This is a genomic window from Endozoicomonas sp. YOMI1 (assembly GCF_024606345.1).
GTDB lineage: Bacteria > Pseudomonadota > Gammaproteobacteria > Pseudomonadales > Endozoicomonadaceae > Endozoicomonas.
On the sequence record NZ_JAHHPM010000107.1, the window covers coordinates 1 to 20,832 of the forward strand.

Annotated in this window: 24 protein-coding genes; 19 read left to right on the plus strand and 5 right to left on the minus strand. The window is 48.1% G+C overall.

The window, feature by feature from the left end; all coding sequences use genetic code 11:
- Positions 1-64: 64 nt before the first annotated feature.
- The 3 genes from KDK15_RS03775 to KDK15_RS03785 are packed head-to-tail and all read left to right on the plus strand — an operon-like array spanning position 65 to position 2,525.
- A complete protein-coding gene (locus KDK15_RS03775) occupies positions 65-664 on the plus strand; it encodes a hypothetical protein (protein WP_257294030.1) in 600 nt (199 codons plus the stop codon).
- Positions 661-2,175, plus strand: a complete 1,515-nt coding sequence (locus tag KDK15_RS03780) for a VWA domain-containing protein (protein ID WP_257294031.1) — start codon at positions 661-663, stop codon at positions 2,173-2,175. The genes KDK15_RS03775 and KDK15_RS03780 overlap by 4 nt, the downstream gene beginning before the upstream one ends.
- Entirely contained in the window at positions 2,172-2,525 is a 354-nt protein-coding gene (locus KDK15_RS03785; RefSeq protein ID WP_257294032.1) for a hypothetical protein, read from the plus strand. Before KDK15_RS03780 ends, KDK15_RS03785 begins: the two co-directional genes overlap by 4 nt.
- A 78-nt stretch (positions 2,526-2,603) precedes the next feature.
- Here the strand turns inward: KDK15_RS03785 and KDK15_RS03790 are convergent, their stop codons facing one another.
- Positions 2,604-3,788, minus strand: a complete 1,185-nt coding sequence (locus tag KDK15_RS03790) for a tyrosine-type recombinase/integrase (protein WP_373691329.1) — start codon at positions 3,786-3,788, stop codon at positions 2,604-2,606.
- Between the two features lie 389 nt (positions 3,789-4,177).
- Complete coding sequence (locus KDK15_RS03795) at positions 4,178-4,357, minus strand: hypothetical protein (RefSeq protein WP_257294034.1); 180 nt, start codon at positions 4,355-4,357, stop codon at positions 4,178-4,180.
- A 987-nt stretch (positions 4,358-5,344) separates the two neighbouring features.
- Between KDK15_RS03795 and KDK15_RS03800 the strand changes: the two genes are divergently transcribed.
- On the plus strand, positions 5,345-5,974 hold the full coding sequence (locus KDK15_RS03800; protein ID WP_257294035.1) for a YjfI family protein: 630 nt from the start codon (positions 5,345-5,347) through the stop codon (positions 5,972-5,974).
- Between the two features lie 29 nt (positions 5,975-6,003).
- Positions 6,004-6,693 (plus strand): PspA/IM30 family protein, encoded by a 690-nt coding sequence (locus tag KDK15_RS03805; protein WP_257294036.1) that lies wholly within the window; start codon positions 6,004-6,006, stop codon positions 6,691-6,693.
- Here KDK15_RS03805 and KDK15_RS03810 read toward each other — a convergent pair whose 3' ends face one another.
- Entirely contained in the window at positions 6,694-7,326 is a 633-nt protein-coding gene (locus KDK15_RS03810; RefSeq protein WP_257294037.1) for a LysE family translocator, read from the minus strand. It lies immediately after the preceding gene.
- A 95-nt stretch (positions 7,327-7,421) separates the two neighbouring features.
- Between KDK15_RS03810 and KDK15_RS03815 the strand changes: the two genes are divergently transcribed.
- From KDK15_RS03815 to KDK15_RS03830, 4 genes are all read left to right on the plus strand, one after another.
- Positions 7,422-8,081, plus strand: coding sequence for a YjfK family protein (locus KDK15_RS03815; protein WP_257294038.1), 660 nt, complete (start codon positions 7,422-7,424; stop codon positions 8,079-8,081).
- Positions 8,082-8,161: 80 nt separating this feature from the next.
- Entirely contained in the window at positions 8,162-8,572 is a 411-nt protein-coding gene (locus KDK15_RS03820) for a DUF350 domain-containing protein (protein ID WP_257294039.1), read from the plus strand.
- 19 nt (positions 8,573-8,591) lie between these two features.
- Complete coding sequence (locus tag KDK15_RS03825; RefSeq protein WP_257294040.1) at positions 8,592-9,113, plus strand: DUF1190 domain-containing protein; 522 nt, start codon at positions 8,592-8,594, stop codon at positions 9,111-9,113.
- Positions 9,113-10,285 (plus strand): glutathionylspermidine synthase family protein, encoded by a 1,173-nt coding sequence (locus KDK15_RS03830; RefSeq protein ID WP_257294041.1) that lies wholly within the window; start codon positions 9,113-9,115, stop codon positions 10,283-10,285. Before KDK15_RS03825 ends, KDK15_RS03830 begins: the two co-directional genes overlap by 1 nt.
- Positions 10,286-10,334: 49 nt before the next feature.
- Here KDK15_RS03830 and KDK15_RS03835 read toward each other — a convergent pair whose 3' ends face one another.
- Both KDK15_RS03835 and KDK15_RS03840 read right to left on the minus strand, forming a co-directional pair.
- The gene (locus tag KDK15_RS03835; protein ID WP_257294042.1) at positions 10,335-10,988 is read right to left on the minus strand and encodes an outer membrane beta-barrel protein; all 654 of its coding nucleotides are present in this window, start codon (positions 10,986-10,988) and stop codon (positions 10,335-10,337) included.
- A 543-nt stretch (positions 10,989-11,531) separates the two neighbouring features.
- Positions 11,532-11,684, minus strand: a complete 153-nt coding sequence (locus KDK15_RS03840) for a hypothetical protein (RefSeq protein ID WP_257294043.1) — start codon at positions 11,682-11,684, stop codon at positions 11,532-11,534.
- 273 nt (positions 11,685-11,957) lie between these two features.
- Here KDK15_RS03840 and KDK15_RS03845 point away from each other — a divergent pair, with 273 nt between their 5' ends.
- The 10 genes from KDK15_RS03845 (at position 11,958) to KDK15_RS03890 (ending at position 20,739) form a co-directional block, all read left to right on the plus strand.
- On the plus strand, positions 11,958-12,860 hold the full coding sequence (locus KDK15_RS03845; RefSeq protein WP_257294044.1) for a LysR substrate-binding domain-containing protein: 903 nt from the start codon (positions 11,958-11,960) through the stop codon (positions 12,858-12,860).
- Between the two features lie 443 nt (positions 12,861-13,303).
- Positions 13,304-13,687, plus strand: a complete 384-nt coding sequence (locus tag KDK15_RS03850) for a F0F1 ATP synthase subunit I (RefSeq protein WP_373691330.1) — start codon at positions 13,304-13,306, stop codon at positions 13,685-13,687.
- A gap of 157 nt (positions 13,688-13,844) precedes the next feature.
- Complete coding sequence (gene atpB / locus KDK15_RS03855) at positions 13,845-14,726, plus strand: F0F1 ATP synthase subunit A (RefSeq protein WP_257294046.1); 882 nt, start codon at positions 13,845-13,847, stop codon at positions 14,724-14,726.
- 110 nt (positions 14,727-14,836) lie between these two features.
- Positions 14,837-15,088, plus strand: coding sequence for a F0F1 ATP synthase subunit C (atpE, locus tag KDK15_RS03860; protein WP_020581950.1), 252 nt, complete (start codon positions 14,837-14,839; stop codon positions 15,086-15,088).
- A 125-nt stretch (positions 15,089-15,213) separates the two neighbouring features.
- On the plus strand, positions 15,214-15,684 hold the full coding sequence (locus tag KDK15_RS03865) for a F0F1 ATP synthase subunit B (protein WP_257294047.1): 471 nt from the start codon (positions 15,214-15,216) through the stop codon (positions 15,682-15,684).
- A 14-nt stretch (positions 15,685-15,698) separates the two neighbouring features.
- Positions 15,699-16,238, plus strand: a complete 540-nt coding sequence (locus KDK15_RS03870) for a F0F1 ATP synthase subunit delta (protein WP_257294048.1) — start codon at positions 15,699-15,701, stop codon at positions 16,236-16,238.
- A 59-nt stretch (positions 16,239-16,297) separates the two neighbouring features.
- Complete coding sequence (gene atpA, locus KDK15_RS03875; RefSeq protein ID WP_257294049.1) at positions 16,298-17,842, plus strand: F0F1 ATP synthase subunit alpha; 1,545 nt, start codon at positions 16,298-16,300, stop codon at positions 17,840-17,842.
- A gap of 99 nt (positions 17,843-17,941) precedes the next feature.
- Complete coding sequence (gene atpG, locus KDK15_RS03880; protein ID WP_257294050.1) at positions 17,942-18,802, plus strand: F0F1 ATP synthase subunit gamma; 861 nt, start codon at positions 17,942-17,944, stop codon at positions 18,800-18,802.
- Positions 18,803-18,842: 40 nt separating this feature from the next.
- Positions 18,843-20,219: a F0F1 ATP synthase subunit beta gene (gene atpD / locus KDK15_RS03885; protein WP_257294051.1), complete on the plus strand. Its 1,377-nt coding sequence runs from the start codon at positions 18,843-18,845 to the stop codon at positions 20,217-20,219.
- Between the two features lie 94 nt (positions 20,220-20,313).
- Positions 20,314-20,739, plus strand: a complete 426-nt coding sequence (locus tag KDK15_RS03890; RefSeq protein WP_257294052.1) for a F0F1 ATP synthase subunit epsilon — start codon at positions 20,314-20,316, stop codon at positions 20,737-20,739.
- Positions 20,740-20,832: the final 93 nt, after the last annotated feature.

Genomic DNA, 20,832 nt, shown 5'->3' on the forward strand with positions numbered 1-20,832 from the left:
GCCTTGGGAAGGTTAGTTGTAAAAAAGCAGGAGGGCTTCACTTATTTTTCAGAATTAAATACTTATGTTTTCAGTTGGTTGCGTTTTTGGACGGGAACTAGATAAAGAAATCAGACATGAGATTTTTCATAACAAAGATGTTTACGAGACGGTGACATTAAATAATAAAGAGTTCTTTAAGGCTGATGTGGTTTTTAAATACGATCACCATCATAACCGAGATATTATTAAAGAATTATTTATTCCGATATCAGAATTTAAGTCGAAAGATAAATTTCAGCCTGTTGACAAAAGTGGCAATATCATTAGTGATGTGAAATGCCTCTTTGATGCTCAAGGAAGCTGCTCTATAGAGCTGGATCAGCGCTATTATAAGAAAACGGAGTTCACTCCAGCCATCCTGTTTCACAAAGGAGCTAAGAAAACGGATGTAAACAAGAGGCTGATTCGCTCTTTGTCAGGATCAGTTGCAGATATAAGATCAGCTTTTTCTAAAATAAAAGTGGAAGTTGAGGAAAAGCTTGGTGACTACCAAAACAACCTCGACTCAGTTTTTGTTTGTCAGGATGACATTAATTTCGCTGTGGAAGGCATAGAGGAGCAGTTGCATAGCTTACAGATCAGGATCAAGGATTGTGAACGTCTGGAGGCCCTATGCAAATGAAACCGCTTCAAACATCGGTTAGTCAGCTAAAAGAGGGGCTTGCCAATAAATATGGTGAACTCCTCAGTCAGTTTGGTTCCCTCCATCAGACTATGAACGAAGCTATAGATGACTGGCAGAGAGAAGCCACCAAGGAACTGGTGAATGGCTACAAGCACGGACATTCAGATGATCGCTTAAAGTACTGGAAATCCATAGCCCCTGAAGCTCTCTGTGTCGATCAGATCAACCAGCTTCTGAGCGATTACAGCACATTTTGCAAGTCAGAGAAGATCCATGTTGATGATCATTTCTGGCGTCAGGAATTGCTTAAAAAAACACAGAAGGCTGACAGGAAAAAAAGTTCTGATTCCTCCCGTCAAGTGCCGAATGATCTATCCAGGGTCAAGGTGGCGAGAACATTGCTGTTAGATCAGTGGCAGAAAGAACTCGATCAGAGCCGGGCCGCTTGGGAGGTTCAGAAATTAGCCCGGTTGCGCGAGAAGTTTATCAAGGAGTTTGAGGATTTTCTTAATACTATCGCGCAATTAACAGAAAGCCTGGAAGCACTGGGACTTGAGCCCGGTATTTGGCTTGATCTTTCTAAAGGTGCTCTGTCTCCACAACAAGTCGAACAATTTAAACGATGGGCGAACTATCTGGCTAATGATGAGGGTGCCCGTGCTATCTGTGAATTGTTGGGCAGAATGCGGCAAGTTGAGCTTTCCGAACGTATTGAAACCATCAGGCAAAAACGTTCCTTTGCCACCCAGATACCCGATATTGACTCAAAAGAGGAAATTATTGGCGTTCGCACCGGCCATGAAATTGAACATGCCCTTCCTTCTGAACTGGCACTGCTTTCAGATCCGGACACCGACATATTATTCGACCTTAAATTTATTGAATCTCGACTGATGTGCTTCGACATGCAAGGAATGCAGAATATTAACCAGCAGCACGAAGTTGAGGTTGATGTGACCACTGCAGATAAGCATTCCCTTGGGCCGATGATTCTGTGCATCGATACCAGTGGTTCTATGCATGGGACGCCAGAAACCATTGCCAAGGCAGTTGCCTTGTATATGGCTGGCAAGGCTAAAGAACAGAAGCGGCCATGCTATCTGATTAACTTTTCTACCGGCATATCCACACTGGAACTTACAGGAACTGAGGGGATGCCAGCGCTGATAGATTTCTTAAGCATGTCTTTTCATGGTGGTACCGATATCACACCCGCTTTGCAGCATGCCTTGAGTGTTATGAAACAGGAGTCGTATGAAAATTCGGACTTGCTGATTGTTTCGGACTTTATTATGGCCGACTTAACCCCGGAAGTGTCTTCTGAAATAGGGCAGCAAAAAGAAACAGGAAATCGCTTTTACTCCCTGGTTATTGGTAATTGCTTTTTACGGGAGCGAATGGAAACCCTGTTTGACCATGAGTGGGTATATAACCCGGACAGCAGCAAGATCCATGACCTGGTTAACTTTCGTCAGAAAGTGGTAGATCAGGTGCCATCCCCTTTATGAAAGGTGCGCTGGATATATGCGAATCGTCTATAATCCTGGTTCTCGAGGACCCAGGAGTTACTCCGGTGTTTAGCAATATCGTTTTGGTTGTTTTTATACTAATCGACCTTTGGCTTTGGATGGTCATTATCTCCTCAGCACGGGAATCTGGCATGGTTATTCCACCGATGGTCGCAGTAGCGCTGTGTATGCTGATGCTTCTTGTTGGAGTGCTCCTGTTAGGGATTGCCTATTACCATCTGCTTTGGCTGTCGCTACTGATTATTCCCGGTAGTTTTCTGTTGCTGACAACACGGAATGGGCTTTCTTTATTGATGGCCTTATCGGTCATTTTTATGAAGAAACAATGATGAATTTTGGGGAGTTTTGCCATATCAAAATCAATAGACTCGGTGATCTGACCAGCTCGCATCCGTAAGGGGCTAACCTCAATAACCCGCTAATTCCGAAATTGCCAGATGCTTTCGCTCCGGGCTGGTGTGCAGGTACTTGGCGGTGATATCCAGTGACTCATGCCCCATCAGCTCCTGAATCGTGACCAGATCCACCCGAAGTTCTGCCAGCCGGGTGCCGAAGGTGTGGCGCAAGCCATGAAAATCGATTTTTCCGGTGAGCCCTGCTGCTTCTCTGGCTTTATACCAGCGGCGGTCAATAAATTTATCACAGGCTCGCTGGCCGGAATTATTGGGAAACACCAGGTTGGTGTAACCGGTCTGATCAATCCAGTCGTTCAGTATGGTAGTGGATATGTCGTTCAGTGGAATGTAACGAGTCTGGAGTGATTTGGTGCGGGTCTTCTTTTTCTGGTGATTTTGCCCATTGGAATGGTCGCCCATACCCACTACGGTTATTATGCCGGATGCAAAATCAATATCGTTTACCTTCATGTTGAGCAGTTCGCCTTTACGCATTCCGGTATGAATGGCAACGATCACCAGTGGCCTGAGCAGGTCAGCAAACGTGCCATTATGCTGGCCATCCAGTTTTCGTCGGTATACATCATATTCATCCAGGCCGGCCATTAGCTGTTGTTCATATTCCCGGGTCAGATATTTGATCTTCTTGCTCTTGTCTTCCTTGAGTCGCTTTACTTCAGACATCGGTGTTTTATCAATATAGCCAGCTGCGACGGCTTTGGTCAGAATGCCCCGAAGATCATTCATAATGCGATTACCGCCGGAAGGGGCTCCCGGATAGTTGTTTAGCCATTTTTTCATTTCAAAGGCAGTGATATGAGACATGGGCTTATCCAGCCACTTTGAGAAATGCCTCTTTATATTCTTCTGTGCAACATCCGCTGTCTCCTCCGGGGTCACGCTCCGGTAATCACCCTCCATAAAAGCTCGCAGGGTATTTTGCCTCTGCTTCTCAACTTCCTTCCGCCGTTCCCGTTTTTGTTCCTGGGGATCATTACCGGTTGCCACCTCACCAGCTGATGCCCTGGCCATTGTTCGCGCCTGCTCGACGGTGATCTCTCCGTGTCTGCCCAGAGGATGCTTGCGGTTGGTTCCGGTAACGGGGGATTTGTACTCGTAATAGAAAAACTTGCCTGTTTTCTTCTGCTGACAGGAGAATCCCCGGATCTCATTATCCCTGAGGGTTTTCTCACTCATTTTTGATACACTGCTTTCAGTGATCTTCTTTATCATCTCTACGCAACTCCCAAGACTATTCTTATCTGATTCGGACAGAATTCGGATTCTGAGCACTCAAGCAGTATCACATTATTTTTGGTATGGAGTTACTATTAGCGTGAAATGCCAGTGATAGCAGGGGTTGTAGCGTTGTTCGTTTTATACTCTATAGTACTAAGTGGCAGGCTTTTACTGTGTCTTCTTCCCGATGTGAGAGTAGGACATCGCCAGGCATCATTATTAACCTTGAGCTCGCTCAAGGCTGCAAACCCCGATAGAGCAATCTGTCGGGGTTTTTTGTTTTGTGGAGAAAGAATGTTACGGTTGGATCAACAGCTTCAAGTGCCTGAACAAGGCTACCGAAGTAGCTACCAGTATGGGCCCAGGCTGTCCTCCATTCGATCAACAGCTTCAAGTGCACTAACAAGGCGATGGAAGTGGCGACCGGTGTCACCATCTGCCCAGCATTCCTTGCCCTCTTCTTGGCAGGATGGAATGTAGTTCTGGCACATAGCACTGGGCGTTGTATGAAAAGGGGTGATATCCATATCTAAATACCCCTCGGGATGAAAAATGCGTCCTTTGTATATTCCCTCCATAGCGACAAAACCTTGGAGGTGTTTATCTCCTGTTACAAGGTCAGGTGGTATATCGTCATGTGAATAACAGGCAATAAAACCATTGACGTCATGTTCGTATACCTGGATTACTGGCATCCTGCGACTAGCAACTCGTCTTGCTTTACCCGATTTCCATGGTTGAACCGTCTCCGCAAAGCTGAAAAAACTAATGCAGAGTAGTGTTGCAATGAATACTTGTAGGTGTCTTTTTATTGGCATGGGTTTGAGCCTCAATAGGTTGTTCAGAGAGTTTGATGCGAAGATAGTACCTTTCGTTCCCTGAAATGGTGATAACAGATTGGGTCAGTGGTGCTGACACAATTATTTCGGTTTGGAGTGATTTCCATAGTTATTTAAAATACGCTGCATACACATAATTTTCTTATGGACAGACAGCTTAAAAAATCCCGATAGAGCAATTTATCGGGATTTTTTTTGGCAAGCATTCAGTCAGGTAGTTGTTTAGTCACGAAGGAGGAAGGAGAAGGAATAGAGCACGAGTTCAGATACTACCGATTCCATAGGCTTGAAGCTCCGCAGAGTCAGGAATCAAACCAAAAGACGATGCGTTCTGCTTTACTCTTTTGTAACTGAGCCAATTCCTGAAAATAGTTTTCACCCAGAGCCTCTCTGACAGTACGATTAACAAGCTCTTCTGGAACAGGAACAGATTCAATGTTAATGACTCATACTGATAACTGGCAGTGGGCTGTTTGCTCATCATTTTAGACTTGCTGATCAAGAAAAAGTTTCAGACCACAGTTACGGAAAGATTGTCAGGCTCGATGAAAAGTTTACATAACAGGCAGTTGAAAAAAACAATACGACCTTTATATTACCTGTAATGTTTGTTACATGTAATGGATTGCCTGATCGCTACAGGTCGGGCATATCACTGATACAGAGAGTTCATTCATGGCCTTGCGGAAAAACGCTGCACATTATCAGCGACAGTTTCGCTCCAGGATGAGAGAGCAGGGGCTGGTAAAAAAAGAAATCTGGATTTTGCCAGAAAATGCCAACCTGCTGCGGGATATTGAGCAGCAGCTCCGGCAAATCGATTCCTATCAACCACCAGGAAATACCACCATGACACAGTCACCAAGTGTTTGGACGATTCAAAGCTTATACGAAGCGTTGGCTAATGACCCACTGAGTACCAGCGGTAATGCGGTGTTGAATCTGGTGGATGGGACTGAGCCCTGTCTGGAGATCAGTATGGTTGAGTTTGGCGATCTGCCTATCTACCTGACAGTTTCCGGGGAGCAGATTATTGCCGATGCGGTGCTCTGGCCTTTATCACTGGTTAAGGACCCGGTTGCGTTAAATGATGAGGTTTTGCGCACGCACAAATTATTTCCATTGTCGACGATCAGTCTGGATCGCTTTCCGAATGGAAATGAGTACTACACCATTTTTGGTGCACTGAGTTCATCGTCTTCACTGCAGAATATCGTGCAGGAAATAGAAACGCTGGCAGCCAATGCCATCAAGGCCACAGAAGCCTATGGGAATCACCTGACTTCTGAGTCAGTGGCTTACTGATTATCAAGCGTTTGAAACAGGTAAATAGTATGAGCATTTGGAGTAAAGTGATGACGGCCCTGAAAGGGGCGACCAACGAAGTTGGTGAGGCGATTGCAGACAGCAATGCTTTACGTATTCTGGATCAGGAAATTCGTGAGGCAAGTGATCAGCTGCAGCAGTCCAAGACTCAGTTGGCTGGCATTATGGCCAAGCAAAAGCTCTCCTCACAAAAATGTGCCGGGTTGAAGGAAAAAGTGGCTGAGTATGAAGGTTACGCCATTAAAGCTCTGGATCAGGGAGATGAATCGCTGGCCACTGAGGTTGCCAGTAAGATTGCAGAGTATGAGGCGCAGCTTAATTCAGAACTGGAAATGGAAAAGAGCTTTGCTGGCAGTATTGTCAGCCTGAAAAAGGCCATTACGGGTGCAGAGTCCAATCTTCGTCGCCTCAAGCAGCAGGTTGATACGGTTAAAGCGACGGAGTCTGTGCAAAAAGCACAGGCAGCCTGTGCCGCCAAACACAGCGGTGTTCATTCAAAAATGGCGACTGCAACGGATTCCCTGGAACGGATCAGGCAGCGACAAGCAGAGAGAGCTGCCCAGATGGAAGCGGCCAGTGAACTTTCGGGTGATACTGCAGAGAATGATCTTCAGGCCAAGCTCAAAGCGGCTGGTATCACCAAGGGTGATGCTGATGCCTCCGGCGTATTGGAACGTCTGAAGGCCCGTCAGGGTTAGTCAGGATGGTGGCGAGGTAAACGCTGTCCCGATGCCGAGAAGAATGAACGCTGAGCCTGTCATCCATTTGCCCCACTGCATGCGCTGCTTGCAGTGGTGTATTTGTTTGCCAACACTGCCAGCAAACAGTCCAACAGCCGCATCAATCGGAAAGGCAACCAGCACAAATGTCAGGCCAAGCATTAAGATATCAATCTGAGCCGAGGGACTGGATGGATCAATGAATTGTGGAAAAAAAGCCAGAAAAAAAAGAATGACTTTTGGATTCAGCACATCCGTAATAACACCCTGATAAAAAATCTTTTTCAGCGCTGCGTTGGAAATACACTGTTCATTGCTATTCTCACCTTTCGAAAAAAAGAGCGTTCGGATTCCCAGGTAACAAAGATAAGCCGCCCCGGCATATTTAATCAATGAAAACCCCATGGTTGATGAGGCTATCAGGGCAGACAGCCCGAGAGATGCGATGATAGTATGGATAAGTACACCGGTATGGACACCCAGTGCAGAAATTAGTCCGGCCATGGCTCCCTGGGAAAGCCCACGAGTGGTGATGTACAGTAAATCCGGTCCCGGAGCCAGGGCGAGGATCAGGGTTGCTATCAGAAATAACGCCTGTGATGACTCAGACATAAGGAGTTCTCTTTTCTATTCGTTGCCATCTGTCAGAGGTTTAAGAGTATAGTTCCGATTTTTCTATCAAGCGTTTCTAATGGTGGTTTGTTTTTATGATCTTTGACTGGTTTAAACGTAAGAAAGAAGACGAAAGCAAGAGCGCTTCTTTACCATCGCCACTTAATTTGCGGTTGGGAAGTGCTGTTGAATTGGATTTGTTACCTTTCCAGATGATCCGTGAACAACTGGGATACACCTTGCCAGAAGGGGTTCAGACGATTGAGGCAGCAGGTTTCATCGATTTAGGGGCTGGTGCTTCGCTGTGCCGCTTTTATACATCGGATGATGGCTTTATTCAGATATCAACAAGTGGCGGTTATGAAACGCAGAACATTGATGACATAAAATTCTTTGTCTTTGCACAAACCCATAACATTGCCAGTGAGAGTGGCGTGAGCCTTTGGGTCAGTGACTCCGGTTTAATTGGTGATAAACGCTTTCACCTGGATGAAACCAGTTACAACCGGGTCTGGGATGAGGCGGTTCCCGGACGGATTGAACCGGTCAATTTCACGGAAACGGTTCACAGTCGTGATGATTCGGTACCTGCTTATGATGTAGACCATTTGGCCATGCTCTATCAGCGACAAATCAGTGACAGTGAGCGTTATGAATATCTTCTGGCGTCTCTTGAATTCAGCGGCGAGGATGAAGCTACAGCTGTCGTAAGCTTAGGGTTTGATCTTGATATTTCATCCATGACTGTCACTTAACCAATATTGCACCAATGAATTTCCGGCTTGGCAAGGGTATCCTTGTCAGTCAGTTCTAATAATGATCAGGATGTAACAGTATGATTGCCATTCACGACTATTTGGCCGGAGTTCCTCTTTTCCTTGCCTATTTCGCCGTTGCGCTGGTGTTAACGGGGGTTTATGTCCTGGTTTATACAAGGTGTACTCCCCATGAAGAGATGAAATTGATTAAGGCGGATGTGCCGGCTGCAGCGATTGCCTTTGCTGGCAGTTTAATCGGCTTTGTTCTGCCCCTGGCCAGTGTGATTGAAAACTCGATTGACCTGGTGGATATGGCGCTCTGGGGTGGCGTTGCCCTGATTGTTCAGTTGGCTGCATTTTTCGGACTAAGGCTGTTTATTCCACAAATCTCAGAGCATATCGCAGACAATAAGCTGGCTTCTGGTATCTGGCTGGGGGGAGTATCAATTGCCGCCGGTTTATTGAACGCTGCCTGTTTGACCTATTAGTAACGGAGTTAAGGGAATAATGAAGCGTTCAAAGAAGTTGCAGCTTGCCATTATGGGAACTGCTCCGTTTGTGCTCAGTGGCTGCACAGACTCAGCCAGAGAAGCACTGGTTTACAAAGACGTAGCCAGTTGTATCAGTGATGGCGTGATATCAGATTCGGTTTGCCGGTATGAATACAACAAGGCCTGGCAGAACCATTTGATGGTGGCTCCCAAATATAATGTCGCCTCAGACTGCCAACAGGACTTTGGCACTGTGTGCCAGCAACTGGCATCCGGGGAGTATATTCCGACCATGGAGGGCTTTATGCTTGCCGCAGAGCCTGGCTCAAGCAGAAGTTCTTTTACGGTTATTCCTCTCTATCTTGGTAGTGGCGGTTTTTTCCGGACGGGTAACTACGATAGGGTTGGCAGCAGTTATAAGCAAGGAAAGGTAATCGTCGATAAAAAAGCAACGGCCAAGCCTTCAATAAAAAGTACCACCATGAAGCGTGGTGGTTTTGGCAGCCGTTCTGCTGCAAGAGGAAGCTGGGGGGGATAATGCTGCGTATTACCTCTGCGCCAAGAAAAGATTGGACCAAACTGGCGGAGTCCCTTGGGTTTAAATTCCACACCATTGGTGGTGAAGCCTATTGGGATGAGACTGCCTATTATCAGTTCACCATGGAGCAGGTAGAGCAGGATATTGAAGACCCTACCGCAGAGATCCACCAGATGTGTCTGCATCTGGTGGATAAGGCTGTAAATTCAGAGCAGATGATGGCGCGTCTGCGAATTCCCCGATTTTTCTGGGACTATGTGCGTGAGTCCTGGTTGAGAAGGGATTCCCATCTGTATGGACGAATGGATTTCTCATACGATGGTAAATCACCTGCAAAGTTCTATGAATATAATGCAGACACGCCCACGTCATTATATGAATCCGCTTTTTTTCAATGGCTCTGGCTGGAGCAGATGGTGGAAGAAAAGAAGCTTCCGCCAGAGATAGATCAGTTCAATATCATTCAGGAAATGCTGATTGAAGCACTGGTGCTACTGAAAAAGCAGAAGATGGCCGGTGAGCCACTTTTCTTCTCTTGCAGTCAGGACTCCGAAGAAGACCATGGAACGGTTGAATACTTCCGTGACTGTGCAGTCCAGGCTGGGCTTAGTACACAGTTTATTTACACTGAGGACATTGGTATCAGTCCGGAGGGGCAGTTTACCGACCTGGAAGACAGAACCATTCCCGGAATGTTTAAACTTTATCCTTGGGAGTTCATGTTTGAAGAAGCGTTCGGGACCTACCTTCCGGGCAGCGATACATTATTTATCGAGCCTCCCTGGAAGGCCGTTCTTTCAAATAAGGCTATCCTTCCCCTTCTGTGGCAGGAATTTAAAGGACACCCTAATCTTTTACCCTGCTATTTCGAGGATGAAAAACCGGGAGATGATTTGGGAAGTCGTTACATTAAGAAACCGGTTTTTTCCAGAGAAGGTGCAAATATTGCCGTTATGGAAAATGGCAAGACGATGGTGACTGTTGATGGGCCCTATGTCGATAGTGGCTATGTTCTACAGAAATATCAGCCTCTGCCTGTATTTGCTGGAAACCATACGCTGATTGGCAGCTGGGTTATTGCTGATCGTCCGGCAGGAATGGGAATAAGGGAAGATAACTCAGCGATAACCAGGGACAGCTCAAGGTTTGTGCCACATGTGATTAGGGAGTAGTTAAAAAAAGACCCTGAATCCATACCGAAGCAGGGTCTTTGGGGGGCGCTTAAAAGTGGATGGATGCGGCGACATAAACTTGGGAAGAGTCGTTTACTTTCAGTTTGGTATTGTCAGACTCCAGGAAATGATGAGAAATGTCGTTGGTTAGATATTTTAAGCCAGCTTCCAAATCAATATTGTCAATCTGGTAAACTACACCTGCCTGAGCACCATAAGCAAAGCCCCATTTCTTTTTAAAATTATCTTCAATAACTGAATTGTTTGAACTGTAAGAACCGCTGGCTTTTATTTCTGTGGCACCAATGGTTAAACCAATAAATGGCTGAACTTCCCATTCTGGCATAAACAAATAATCAGCTGAAACCAGCAGATTAAGTTGTTTAATGTCATGAACTTTAAAATCATCGACACCATCAGAGCCCCATTGAGCATCTTTCGGCTTTAGATAACCGACGGTGAAGTAAGCTCTGGTTTCATCATGCAGGAAGCCGCCAAGGCGAAGCCCAAAGAGGCCGGTACTTTCACTGTTATCAAGAGATGAATCGGAATCGTCAATCTTTACTTTGGTCTTGGCATAGCCTCCTTCAAGGCCAACAAACATATCATTTTCCGACAGGCCATCATCCCACCCGGTGGCCAGGGCTAATGAGGAAACTGCAGAAACAGCAAGGGCGGTTAAGAGAGAAGTTATCTTTTTCATGGGTATTCCCAACGTATTCCATATCAAATGTGTGTACAAGAAACAACCGGCTGCTTTTTCTATGGTCTATAGATCAAGCTCAAAATAAGGAAACATTGCTAAAATAGTTCATTTTTCTGAGCAAATAAGATAGATAACTTTGTGGTTTAAACTCAGAAGAACTATTGAAGACAGTGTTTCGTTATTAATCAGTAATTTTATATAGAACACTTATCCGCTTTCTGCCATTTTCATTTAGAGAACTAAGGTGCAATTTTATTAAGAATGGCTGATTCCAAAACGTAAATACGGTGGGTATAAATTAAAAATTAGTGGAAAAAATTGTTTGATTTTGATTATCAAGATAGATGTTTTGAATGTTTTTCAAATATTAAAAATACCACTAGTACTTTTGTGCAATTCTATTGTTGTTTAAGCGTGGAATTTAAGATTTGGTTAACTACTTATGTGCTTTGTTTGCGCAGCTTTTTGTTATGTTGCCAATAAAAAAGCCACTTGAAAAGCGGCTGATATTAATTGCATGGGTTAAATATCGATTGAGCACTATTTGATGTGCTTATCTGCTTCTTTAAAGAAGAGCGCCATATCGCTCCACGGTGTTGTCTTTCTGAGAATACGTCTGCAGTTTACGATCGTTTCAAAATATGGGGTCTGTTTCTTCAGCTCAACCCAGCCGCTGATACCACTGTTTTTCATGATATAACTCACATAAACTGAATAAGTTCAGTGATGGGATAACGATAATTTCAGTATATGGCGGTAAAATTTTTATAAAAATCAATAATACTTTGCGAGCCTATCAAGTATTCTTATGCCCTGATGCATTTTAAGCGGTGATATTCTCTGCTTGGCTTCAGTCTGAACTATCAAAAAACGTCGGGCAGCAAAGCATCGGGAATAGGGAATATCAAGTGAATCCGGATCAGCAACCTGATTCTCTGGTTTTTGATGGAATAGGCTGTACATCATATGCATATTACGCTTCGTCAGCTGGAAATATTTCGGGCCGTCGCACAGTACGCAAGAGTGACTGGTGCTGCTGAGAGTTTGCATATTTCCCAGCCAGCGGCCAGCATGGCTTTATCTGAACTGGAAAAGCATCTGGGACCACTGTTTGACCGTAATCAGGGCGCAGGCCTGAAGATGAATGATTCCGGCCGCGCTCTGTTGCCAAAGGCATGCGAATTGATTGATCGCGCAAAGGAGTTGGAAAACCAGTTTGCAGGGGATGGATCTTATGAGACGGGTTCTCTGGTCTTGAATGCCAGCTCAACGATAGGCAATAACCTGTTGCCCAAAATACTTGCCCGGTTCCGGGAAAGTCATCCTGGTATCAGAATTGATCTGGAAATTGATAATACCCGTGTCATTGAGCAGCGGCTGTTGGATTTCAAGACAGATCTTGCGGTCGTCGAGGGTGTCTGCCTGCATCCGGATATCGAAGTAACCTCATGGCTGGAAGATGAGCTGGTGGTTATTTGCAGTCCGGATCATCCATTGGCCAATAAGGGCAATATCCCACTGTCTTCACTGTCCAATGAGTTGTGGGTGTTAAGAGAGCCGGGCTCGGGCACGCGCGAACTGTTCGATGAGATGATAGCTACTCAGCTGGCGTCGCCAAAGGTTGCCATGATGCTAAACCGTTCAGAAGCGGTGAAACAGGCGGTCAGTGACGGTGTTGGTATCGCCTGTATTTCAAGTCTGGCGGCAAAATCAACACTGGATACCGGGCATATGGCAACGATTGGGGTGACAGGACTGAACCTGAAGCGTCATTTTTACCTACTGACCCACAAGAAAAAGTATAAAAGTACGGTTTTTAATCAGCTATGCCAATTCGTATTTGCATCGAAGCCATTAAACAGCGGTTGATTTTTATACACTGGGTATTTGATTTTTCAGACGACGAATTTTGCCTGCTAAATGTCTGGGCGCATTCTCCTAACCTTTATACCGCGTGTGCTGACCGGCTGTTCTATCAGATTCTGTGTTTTATGACTTTGTGAAATATCAATGGCCAGTATGGTTTCGGTTGAATATAGGTACTATTACCCATATACTGCGGCCGCTAGGATGTCAGAAATCATCAATCAAACAACAGATGCTGACGCAATCCAAAAATTTATGACGCGGCGTGCATGCAATAATCTTTTGCTCCCCCCCTTTTCCTGGTGAAAGCGGGGGAAGATAATTGAGCTGTAGTTAACGGAAGTATGTCAGAAGCAAAAGCCTGGAAGCAGCAAATGGCAATGGGTCGTGATGACTGGTCTGGATTTGCCAGCCGCAAATCCGGTCTTGCTGATCATCGTAAATATATGTGGCTCCAACAGCCACCAGTGCATCGTGTTATTGTTGCTCAGTTGGTGGTATCTGCTGTGCTGGCCCTGGCGCTGCTTCCTGTGGGAATCACTTTTACATTGTCCTCACTTCTGGGGGGGCTCTGTTGCTCGCTGCCCAATGCGTATTTTGTATGGCGAGCGTTCCGCTACCGTGGTGCACGCTCGGCAAAACTTATTGTCAGCTCATTCTACTGTGGAGAAGCTGGCAAACTGGTACTGACCACAGCGGGTTTTATTCTGGTTTTTACCCTGGTTGAACCGCTGGAACCATTGGCATTGTTTGGAACTTTTATCATGGTTCAGGCGGTAAGCTGGTTTGCTCCATTGCTGGTGGCCCGTCGGCAGAAGCCAGTGAAGTAGTGATTTGTACACCACGGCCCGCCCATGGCGGTTGATTGCTGAAAAGTGTTTAAGTGGAAAAGCTGCTTAATGTCTTGCTCTTTGATTTTAAATCAAAAGTTGAAAGCTCAGGCAGCTTTGATATTGACAATGTAATGGATGGTATACAGGATTAGCCATGGCAAATACTGCTACTGAATACATACAGCACCACTTGCAGAATTTGACGTATGGTCAGCTGCCTGCTGGTTACCAGCGAGTTGATGCTTATGGGCATCCTCAGGGTGTTCTGACCGAGCCAACCTGGACGTTTGCCCTGACCCCCGCTGAAGCCAAAGAGATGGGGTTCTGGGCAATTCATGTAGACAGCATGCTCTGGTCGGTATTTCTCGGATTTGTGTTTGTTCTCCTGTTCCGCTTTGTGGCCAAAAATGCCACAGCTGGTGTTCCTGGTAAGCTGCAAAATGTCATTGAGTCCATTGTCGAATTTGTGGACACCAGTGTTCGCGAATCCTTCCATGGCAAAAACCCACTGATTGCCCCCCTGGCCCTGACCATTTTTGTCTGGATTTTCTTCATGAACCTGATGGACCTGATTCCTGTGGACTGGATTCCCGGTCTGGCAACGCTGGCAGGCATTCCCTACATGAAGATCGTGCCATCGACAGATCCGAACATCACCATGTCCATGTCGATCAGCGTCTTCTTCCTGATGCTCTTCTTCTGGATCAAGGTGAAAGGTGTGTCTGGCCTGTTCTCTGATCTGGCTCTGCATCCATTCTCCAGTAAGAATCCGCTGGGGAAGGTTATTCTGATTCCTGTCAACCTGCTGCTGGAAACGGTATCCCTGTTAGCCAAACCCGTTTCCCTGGGGCTGCGACTGTTCGGCAATATGTATGCCGGTGAACTGATATTTATCCTGATTGCCATGATTGGCTGGGCGCAGCTGCCACTGCATTTTGGCTGGGCTGTACTCCACATTCTGGTTATTACCCTTCAGGCTTACATCTTCATGACTCTGACCATCGTTTATCTGAGCAGCGTTCATGAAGAACACTAAGTAAAAGGTAGTTGGGCAGCTTATCCTGTTCAGGATCTGCCCACTGGATAAATTAACTTTAACTAACCACTAAATCTCACAACACACGACCTGAAAAGTCGGGAGGAAATATGGAACTGGTAGTTGGTCTGACAGTAATCAGTGTTGCCATCATGCTGGGTGTAGCGGCGCTGGCAACGGGTATTGGTTTTGCCCTGCTGGGCGGCAAATTCCTGGAAGGGGTTGCCCGTCAGCCGGAGACTGCGCCTATGCTGCAAACCAAAATGTTCATCGTTGCCGGTCTGCTGGATGCGATCCCAATGATTGCCGTTGGTATTGCCCTGTTCTTCACCTTTGCTAACCCGTTCGTTGGACTGCTCTAAGCAAAGACGTTAATGCCCGACCAAGTGCCAAGCCACGCAGGTCGGTTCCCCCGGGAGCCGACCTGCGTTGAGAGAAGGCCAGGCTCTGAAAGGAGCCAACGACATTAACTAAAAGAGGTGTTGGCGTGAATTTAAATGCAACTCTGATCGGCCAATCCATCGCTTTTATGTTCTTTGTGTGGTTCTGCATGAAATATGTGTGGCCACCTCTGACCAAAGCGCTGAGTGACCGACAGCAAAAAATAGCCGATGGTCTGGCTGCTGCTGACAAGGCAGAAAAAGACCTGGCTCAGGCCAATGACAAGGTTGCTGAACTGCTGAAAGAAGCAAGAGCCGAAGCCCAGGGCATCATTGAGTTGGCTAACAAGCGCGCAAACCAGATTGTCGATGAAGCCAAAGAACAGGCCCGGGCTGAAGGCGACCGCCTGAAAGTCGCCGCTGCTGCTGAAATTGAGCAGGACGCTAACCGGGCTCGTGAAGCATTGCGTACGCAGGTGGCAAGCCTCGCTATTGCCGGTGCTGAACGAATTCTGGGTGAACGTCTGGACGAGGCAGCGAACAGCAAGCTGGTTGATGATCTGGCGGCTGAACTTTAAGAGGGCTGGAGATCATGGAATTAACAACCTGTGCCCGTCCTTACGCCAAAGCGGCATTTGAATATGCCCGTGATGCATCACGTTTGAGCGAATGGTCTGACATGCTGTCGCTCTGTGCCAGTGTGACCGCGTACCAGAAAGTGATTGAGATGCTGGGCAATCCGCAGTTAAGTGGTGCTCAACAGGCAGAAACCATTATTGGACTGTGTCAGGGAGACGGTTCACTGGACCAGCCGTTTGAGAATTATCTCCGGGTGTTGTCAGAACATCGTCGTCTGAAACTGTTGCCTGAAATCGCTGTTTTGTATGCCCGGTTGAGAGCGGAAGAAGAACGTTCCCAGCAGGTACAGGTGACTTCAGCGTATCCCCTGAGTCAGGAACAGCAAGATAAACTGGCAGAAAAAATGGCGGCCAGACTTGGACGTTCTGTTCATCTGGTGACCGAGATCGACAGCAGCATTTTAGGTGGCGTTATCGTCAAAGCGGGAGACCTGGTCATTGATGGCAGTCTCCGCGCCCGGCTGAGCAAGCTGGCCGATGCGATGATTTCCTGAGAATCAATAAAACTGTACGTTTGCGGTTTTTTTGCGAATAACGAGCGGGCAGGTAAGCTATGCAGCAACTGAATCCTTCCGAGATCAGTGACATCATCAAGAGCAGAATCGAGCAGCTTGATGTGTCCAGTGAAGCCCAGAATGAGGGCACGATTGTCAGCGTTACTGACGGTATTGTACGTATTCATGGTCTGGCTGATGCCATGTACGGGGAAATGATCAAGTTCCCGGGCAATGTCTACGGTATGGCACTGAACCTTGAGCGAGACTCTGTCGGTGCAGTCGTCCTGGGTGACTACGGTGATTTGGCTGAAGGCCAGACAGTCCAGTGCACCGGTCGAATTCTTGAAGTTCCGGTGGGCAATGAACTGCTGGGACGTGTGGTCGATGCCCTGGGTAACCCCATTGATGGTAAAGGTGCCCTGCAAACCGGGCAGACCTCTCCCCTGGAAAAAGTAGCACCCGGCGTTATTGCCCGTCAGTCGGTGGATGAGCCGGTTCAGACCGGCTACAAGGCCGTTGACTCCATGGTGCCTATCGGTCGTGGCCAGCGTGAGCTGATCATCGGTGACCGTCAGACCGGTAAAACCGCGCTGGCGATCGACGCCATCATTAACCAGAAAGGCGCTGGCGTTAAGTGTGTCTACGTTGCTGTTGGTCAGAAGCAGTCCACCATTGCCAACGTGGTTCGTAAGCTGGAAGAACATGGTGCCATGGACCACACCATTGTGGTGGCGGCCGGTGCGGCTGATCCGGCGGCAATGCAGTTCCTGGCGCCGTTTGCCGGCTGCTCCATGGGTGAATACTTCCGTGACCGTGGTGAAGATGCCCTGATCGTCTACGATGACCTGACCAAGCAGGCCTGGGCTTATCGTCAGATTTCCCTGCTGCTCCGTCGTCCGCCGGGCCGTGAAGCTTATCCTGGTGATGTCTTCTACCTGCACTCCCGTCTGCTGGAGCGTGCGGCACGGGTGAATGCAGACTACGTTGAGAAGTTCACCAACGGTGAAGTGAAAGGCAAGACCGGTTCTCTGACCGCACTGCCCATCATTGAAACCCAGGCGGGTGACGTATCGGCCTTCGTACCCACCAACGTTATCTCCATTACCGACGGTCAGATCTTCCTGGAAACCGACCTGTTCAACGCCGGTATCCGCCCTGCGATGAACGCCGGTGTCTCGGTATCGCGGGTTGGTGGTGCTGCCCAGACCAAGATCATCAAGAAGCTCGGCGGTGGTATCCGTCTGGCTCTGGCCCAGTACCGTGAACTGCAGGCGTTTGCCCAGTTTGCTTCTGACCTGGATGAAGCCACCCGTAATCAGCTGGAGCATGGCCAGCGGGTTACTGAGCTGATGAAGCAGACCCAGTACGCACCCATGTCGTTAGCGGAAATGGGATTGGTCATCTTTGCCGCTGAGAAAGGGTTCCTGGCGGATGTGGCCCTGAACAAGATTGGTGATTTTGAAGCCGCCCTGATCAGCTATGCCAACGCTGAGCACAGTGCGCTGATGGCGACCATCAATGAGTCCGGGAACTACAACGGTGAAATTGAAGCAGGCCTTAAGGAAGTCATTGAGAAGTTCAAGGCCACCCAGACCTGGTGATCAGTTGTCAGTGGGCAGTTGTCAGTGGGCAGTGCAAAGCCTGACTGGCAACTGGCCACCCATAACTGAGCACTGATCACTGACAACTGGAAACTGATTATGGCCGGGGCAAAAGAGATACGGACGCAGATTTCGTCCATTAAAAGCACACAGAAAATCACCAGCGCCATGGAAATGGTAGCTGCAAGTAAGATGCGTAAGGCCCAGGAGCGGATGGAAACCAGCCGCCCTTATGCTGAGCGTATCCGTCAGGTGGTAGGACACATCGCCAACGCTAATGCTGAGTACGAGCACAGTTTCATGGTTGAGCGTGAAGTCAAACGTGTTGGCTTCATCATCGTCTCTACTGACCGTGGTCTCTGCGGTGGCTTGAACATTAACCTGTTCAAGAAGACCGTAGAAAGTATGAAGGCGTGGACTGACCAGGGTGTCGGCATCGACCTCTGTCTGATTGGCAGTAAGGCCGCCGCCTTTTTCCGCAGCTATGGTGGTAACGTCGTGGCAGCCATGACGCATATTGGGGACTCACCCAACATTGCTGACCTGATTGGCGGGGTCAAAGTGATGCTGGACCGTTACGACGAGGGGCAAATTGACCGTCTGTTTGTGGTACACAACGACTTTGTCAATACCATGACCCAAACGCCGCAAGTGCAGCAACTGCTGCCACTGGTACCGGATGATGATGCGTCCCTGAAGAGACCCTGGGACTACCTGTATGAGCCTGATGCCAAGCAGTTGCTGGATGGTTTACTGGTACGTTATATCGAGTCTCAGGTGTTCCAGGCGGTGGTTGAAAATAATGCCTGTGAACAGGCGGCTCGAATGGTGGCCATGAAGAGTGCCACCGATAACGCCGGAAACCTGATTGATGACTTGCAGCTGGTGTACAACAAGGCCCGTCAGGCAGCAATCACACAGGAACTGTCTGAAATTGTCAGCGGTGCTGCGGCCGTTTAAAAGCGTGGCCGTTTAAAAGATTAAAGGGTGAGGAAAGACTATGAGTAGCGGTCGTATCGTACAAATTATCGGCGCCGTCATCGACGTCGAATTCCCACGGGACAGCGTGCCCAAAGTGTATGACGCACTGAATGTTGATGGTAAGGATCTGGTACTGGAAGTTCAGCAGCAGCTGGGTGACGGTGTCGTTCGTTCCATTGCCATGGGTTCTACCGAAGGGGTTGCCCGTGGTTTGAACGTTGCCAACACGGGAGCGCCTATTCAGGTGCCAGTGGGTACTAAAACCCTGGGACGTATCATGGACGTTCTGGGTAATCCTATTGATGAAAAAGGCCCTATCGGTGAAGAAGAAAGAGCAGCCATTCACCGTAAGGCGCCAAGTTACGCTGACCAGGCCGCCACCAACGAGCTGCTGGAAACCGGTATCAAGGTCATCGACCTGGTTTGCCCATTTGCCAAGGGTGGTAAGGTTGGTCTGTTCGGTGGTGCCGGTGTGGGTAAAACCGTCAACATGATGGAACTGATCCGTAACATCGCCATCGAGCACTCCGGTTACTCAGTATTTGCCGGTGTCGGTGAGCGTACCCGGGAAGGCAATGACTTCTACCATGAAATGACCGACTCCAACGTTATCGACAAAGTATCGCTGGTGTACGGCCAGATGAACGAGCCACCCGGAAACCGTCTGCGTGTAGCCCTGACCGGTTTGACCATGGCGGAAAAATTCCGTGATGAAGGTCGTGACGTACTGCTGTTTATCGATAACATCTACCGTTACACCCTGGCGGGAACCGAAGTATCGGCACTGCTGGGTCGTATGCCTTCTGCGGTAGGTTACCAGCCAACCCTGGCGGAAGAGATGGGGGTACTGCAGGAACGTATTACCTCCACCAAGACCGGTTCCATCACCTCTATTCAGGCGGTATACGTACCGGCGGATGACTTGACTGACCCATCCCCGGCCACCACCTTCTCTCACCTGGATGCAACTGTAGTACTGAGCCGTGATATCGCCTCCAAGGGTATCTATCCGGCGATTGACCCACTGGACTCCACTTCCCGTCAGCTGGACCCTCTGGTTATTGGTCAGGAGCACTACGAAGTGGCCCGTGGTGTGCAGACGGTACTGCAGCGCTATAAAGAGCTGAAAGACATCATTGCCATTCTGGGTATGGATGAACTGTCTGAAGAAGATAAGCAGACCGTATCCCGTGCCCGTAAGATTGAGCGATTCCTGTCTCAGCCCTTCTTCGTAGCAGAAGTCTTCACCGGCTCTCCGGGTAAATATGTGCCATTGAAAGACACCATTCGTGCCTTCAAGGGCATCCTGGAAGGTGAGTTTGATGCGCTGCCAGAACAGGCTTTCTATATGGTCGGTTCCATTGACGAAGCGGTTGAAAAAGCCAAGTCCATATAAATGAGACCGCTGCCCGCTTCCCGCTGCCCGAAAAGACTAATGCTCTTACGGGAGGTGAGGCGGGAGGCGGGCAATTCTAAGGAGATAGCACCCAATGGCATCAACCGTAGATTGTGACATCGTTAGTGCCGAGCAGGAGATCTTCAAAGGTCAGGTAGAGATGTTGATTGCTACCGGCTCCATGGGAGATCTGGGTATTACCCCGGGACATACTCCGCTGCTGACCGAACTGCGACCCGGACCGATCCGACTCATTACCCACAGTGGTGAAGAAGAAGTCTTCTACGTGTCCGGTGGCTTCCTGGAAGTCCAGCCAAATCAGATCAAGATCCTGGCGGATACGGCACTGCGAGCCGATGATATGAATGAAGCGGCCGCTGAAGAAGCCAAACGTCAGGCAGAAAAAGCCCTGGAAAACCAGAGTGGCGAATTCGACTACTCCAGAGCGGCAACCCAGCTGGCCGAAGCGGCAGCCCAGCTCAGAACCCTTCAGGCGATTCGCAAAAAACTGGGCAAATAAGTGATTGTCCTTAAATGATTTCGACATTTAGAATTCACTCTCCGTTCACCCTGAGCGCCCTTCGACTCCGCTCAGGATGCACGGTCGAAGGGT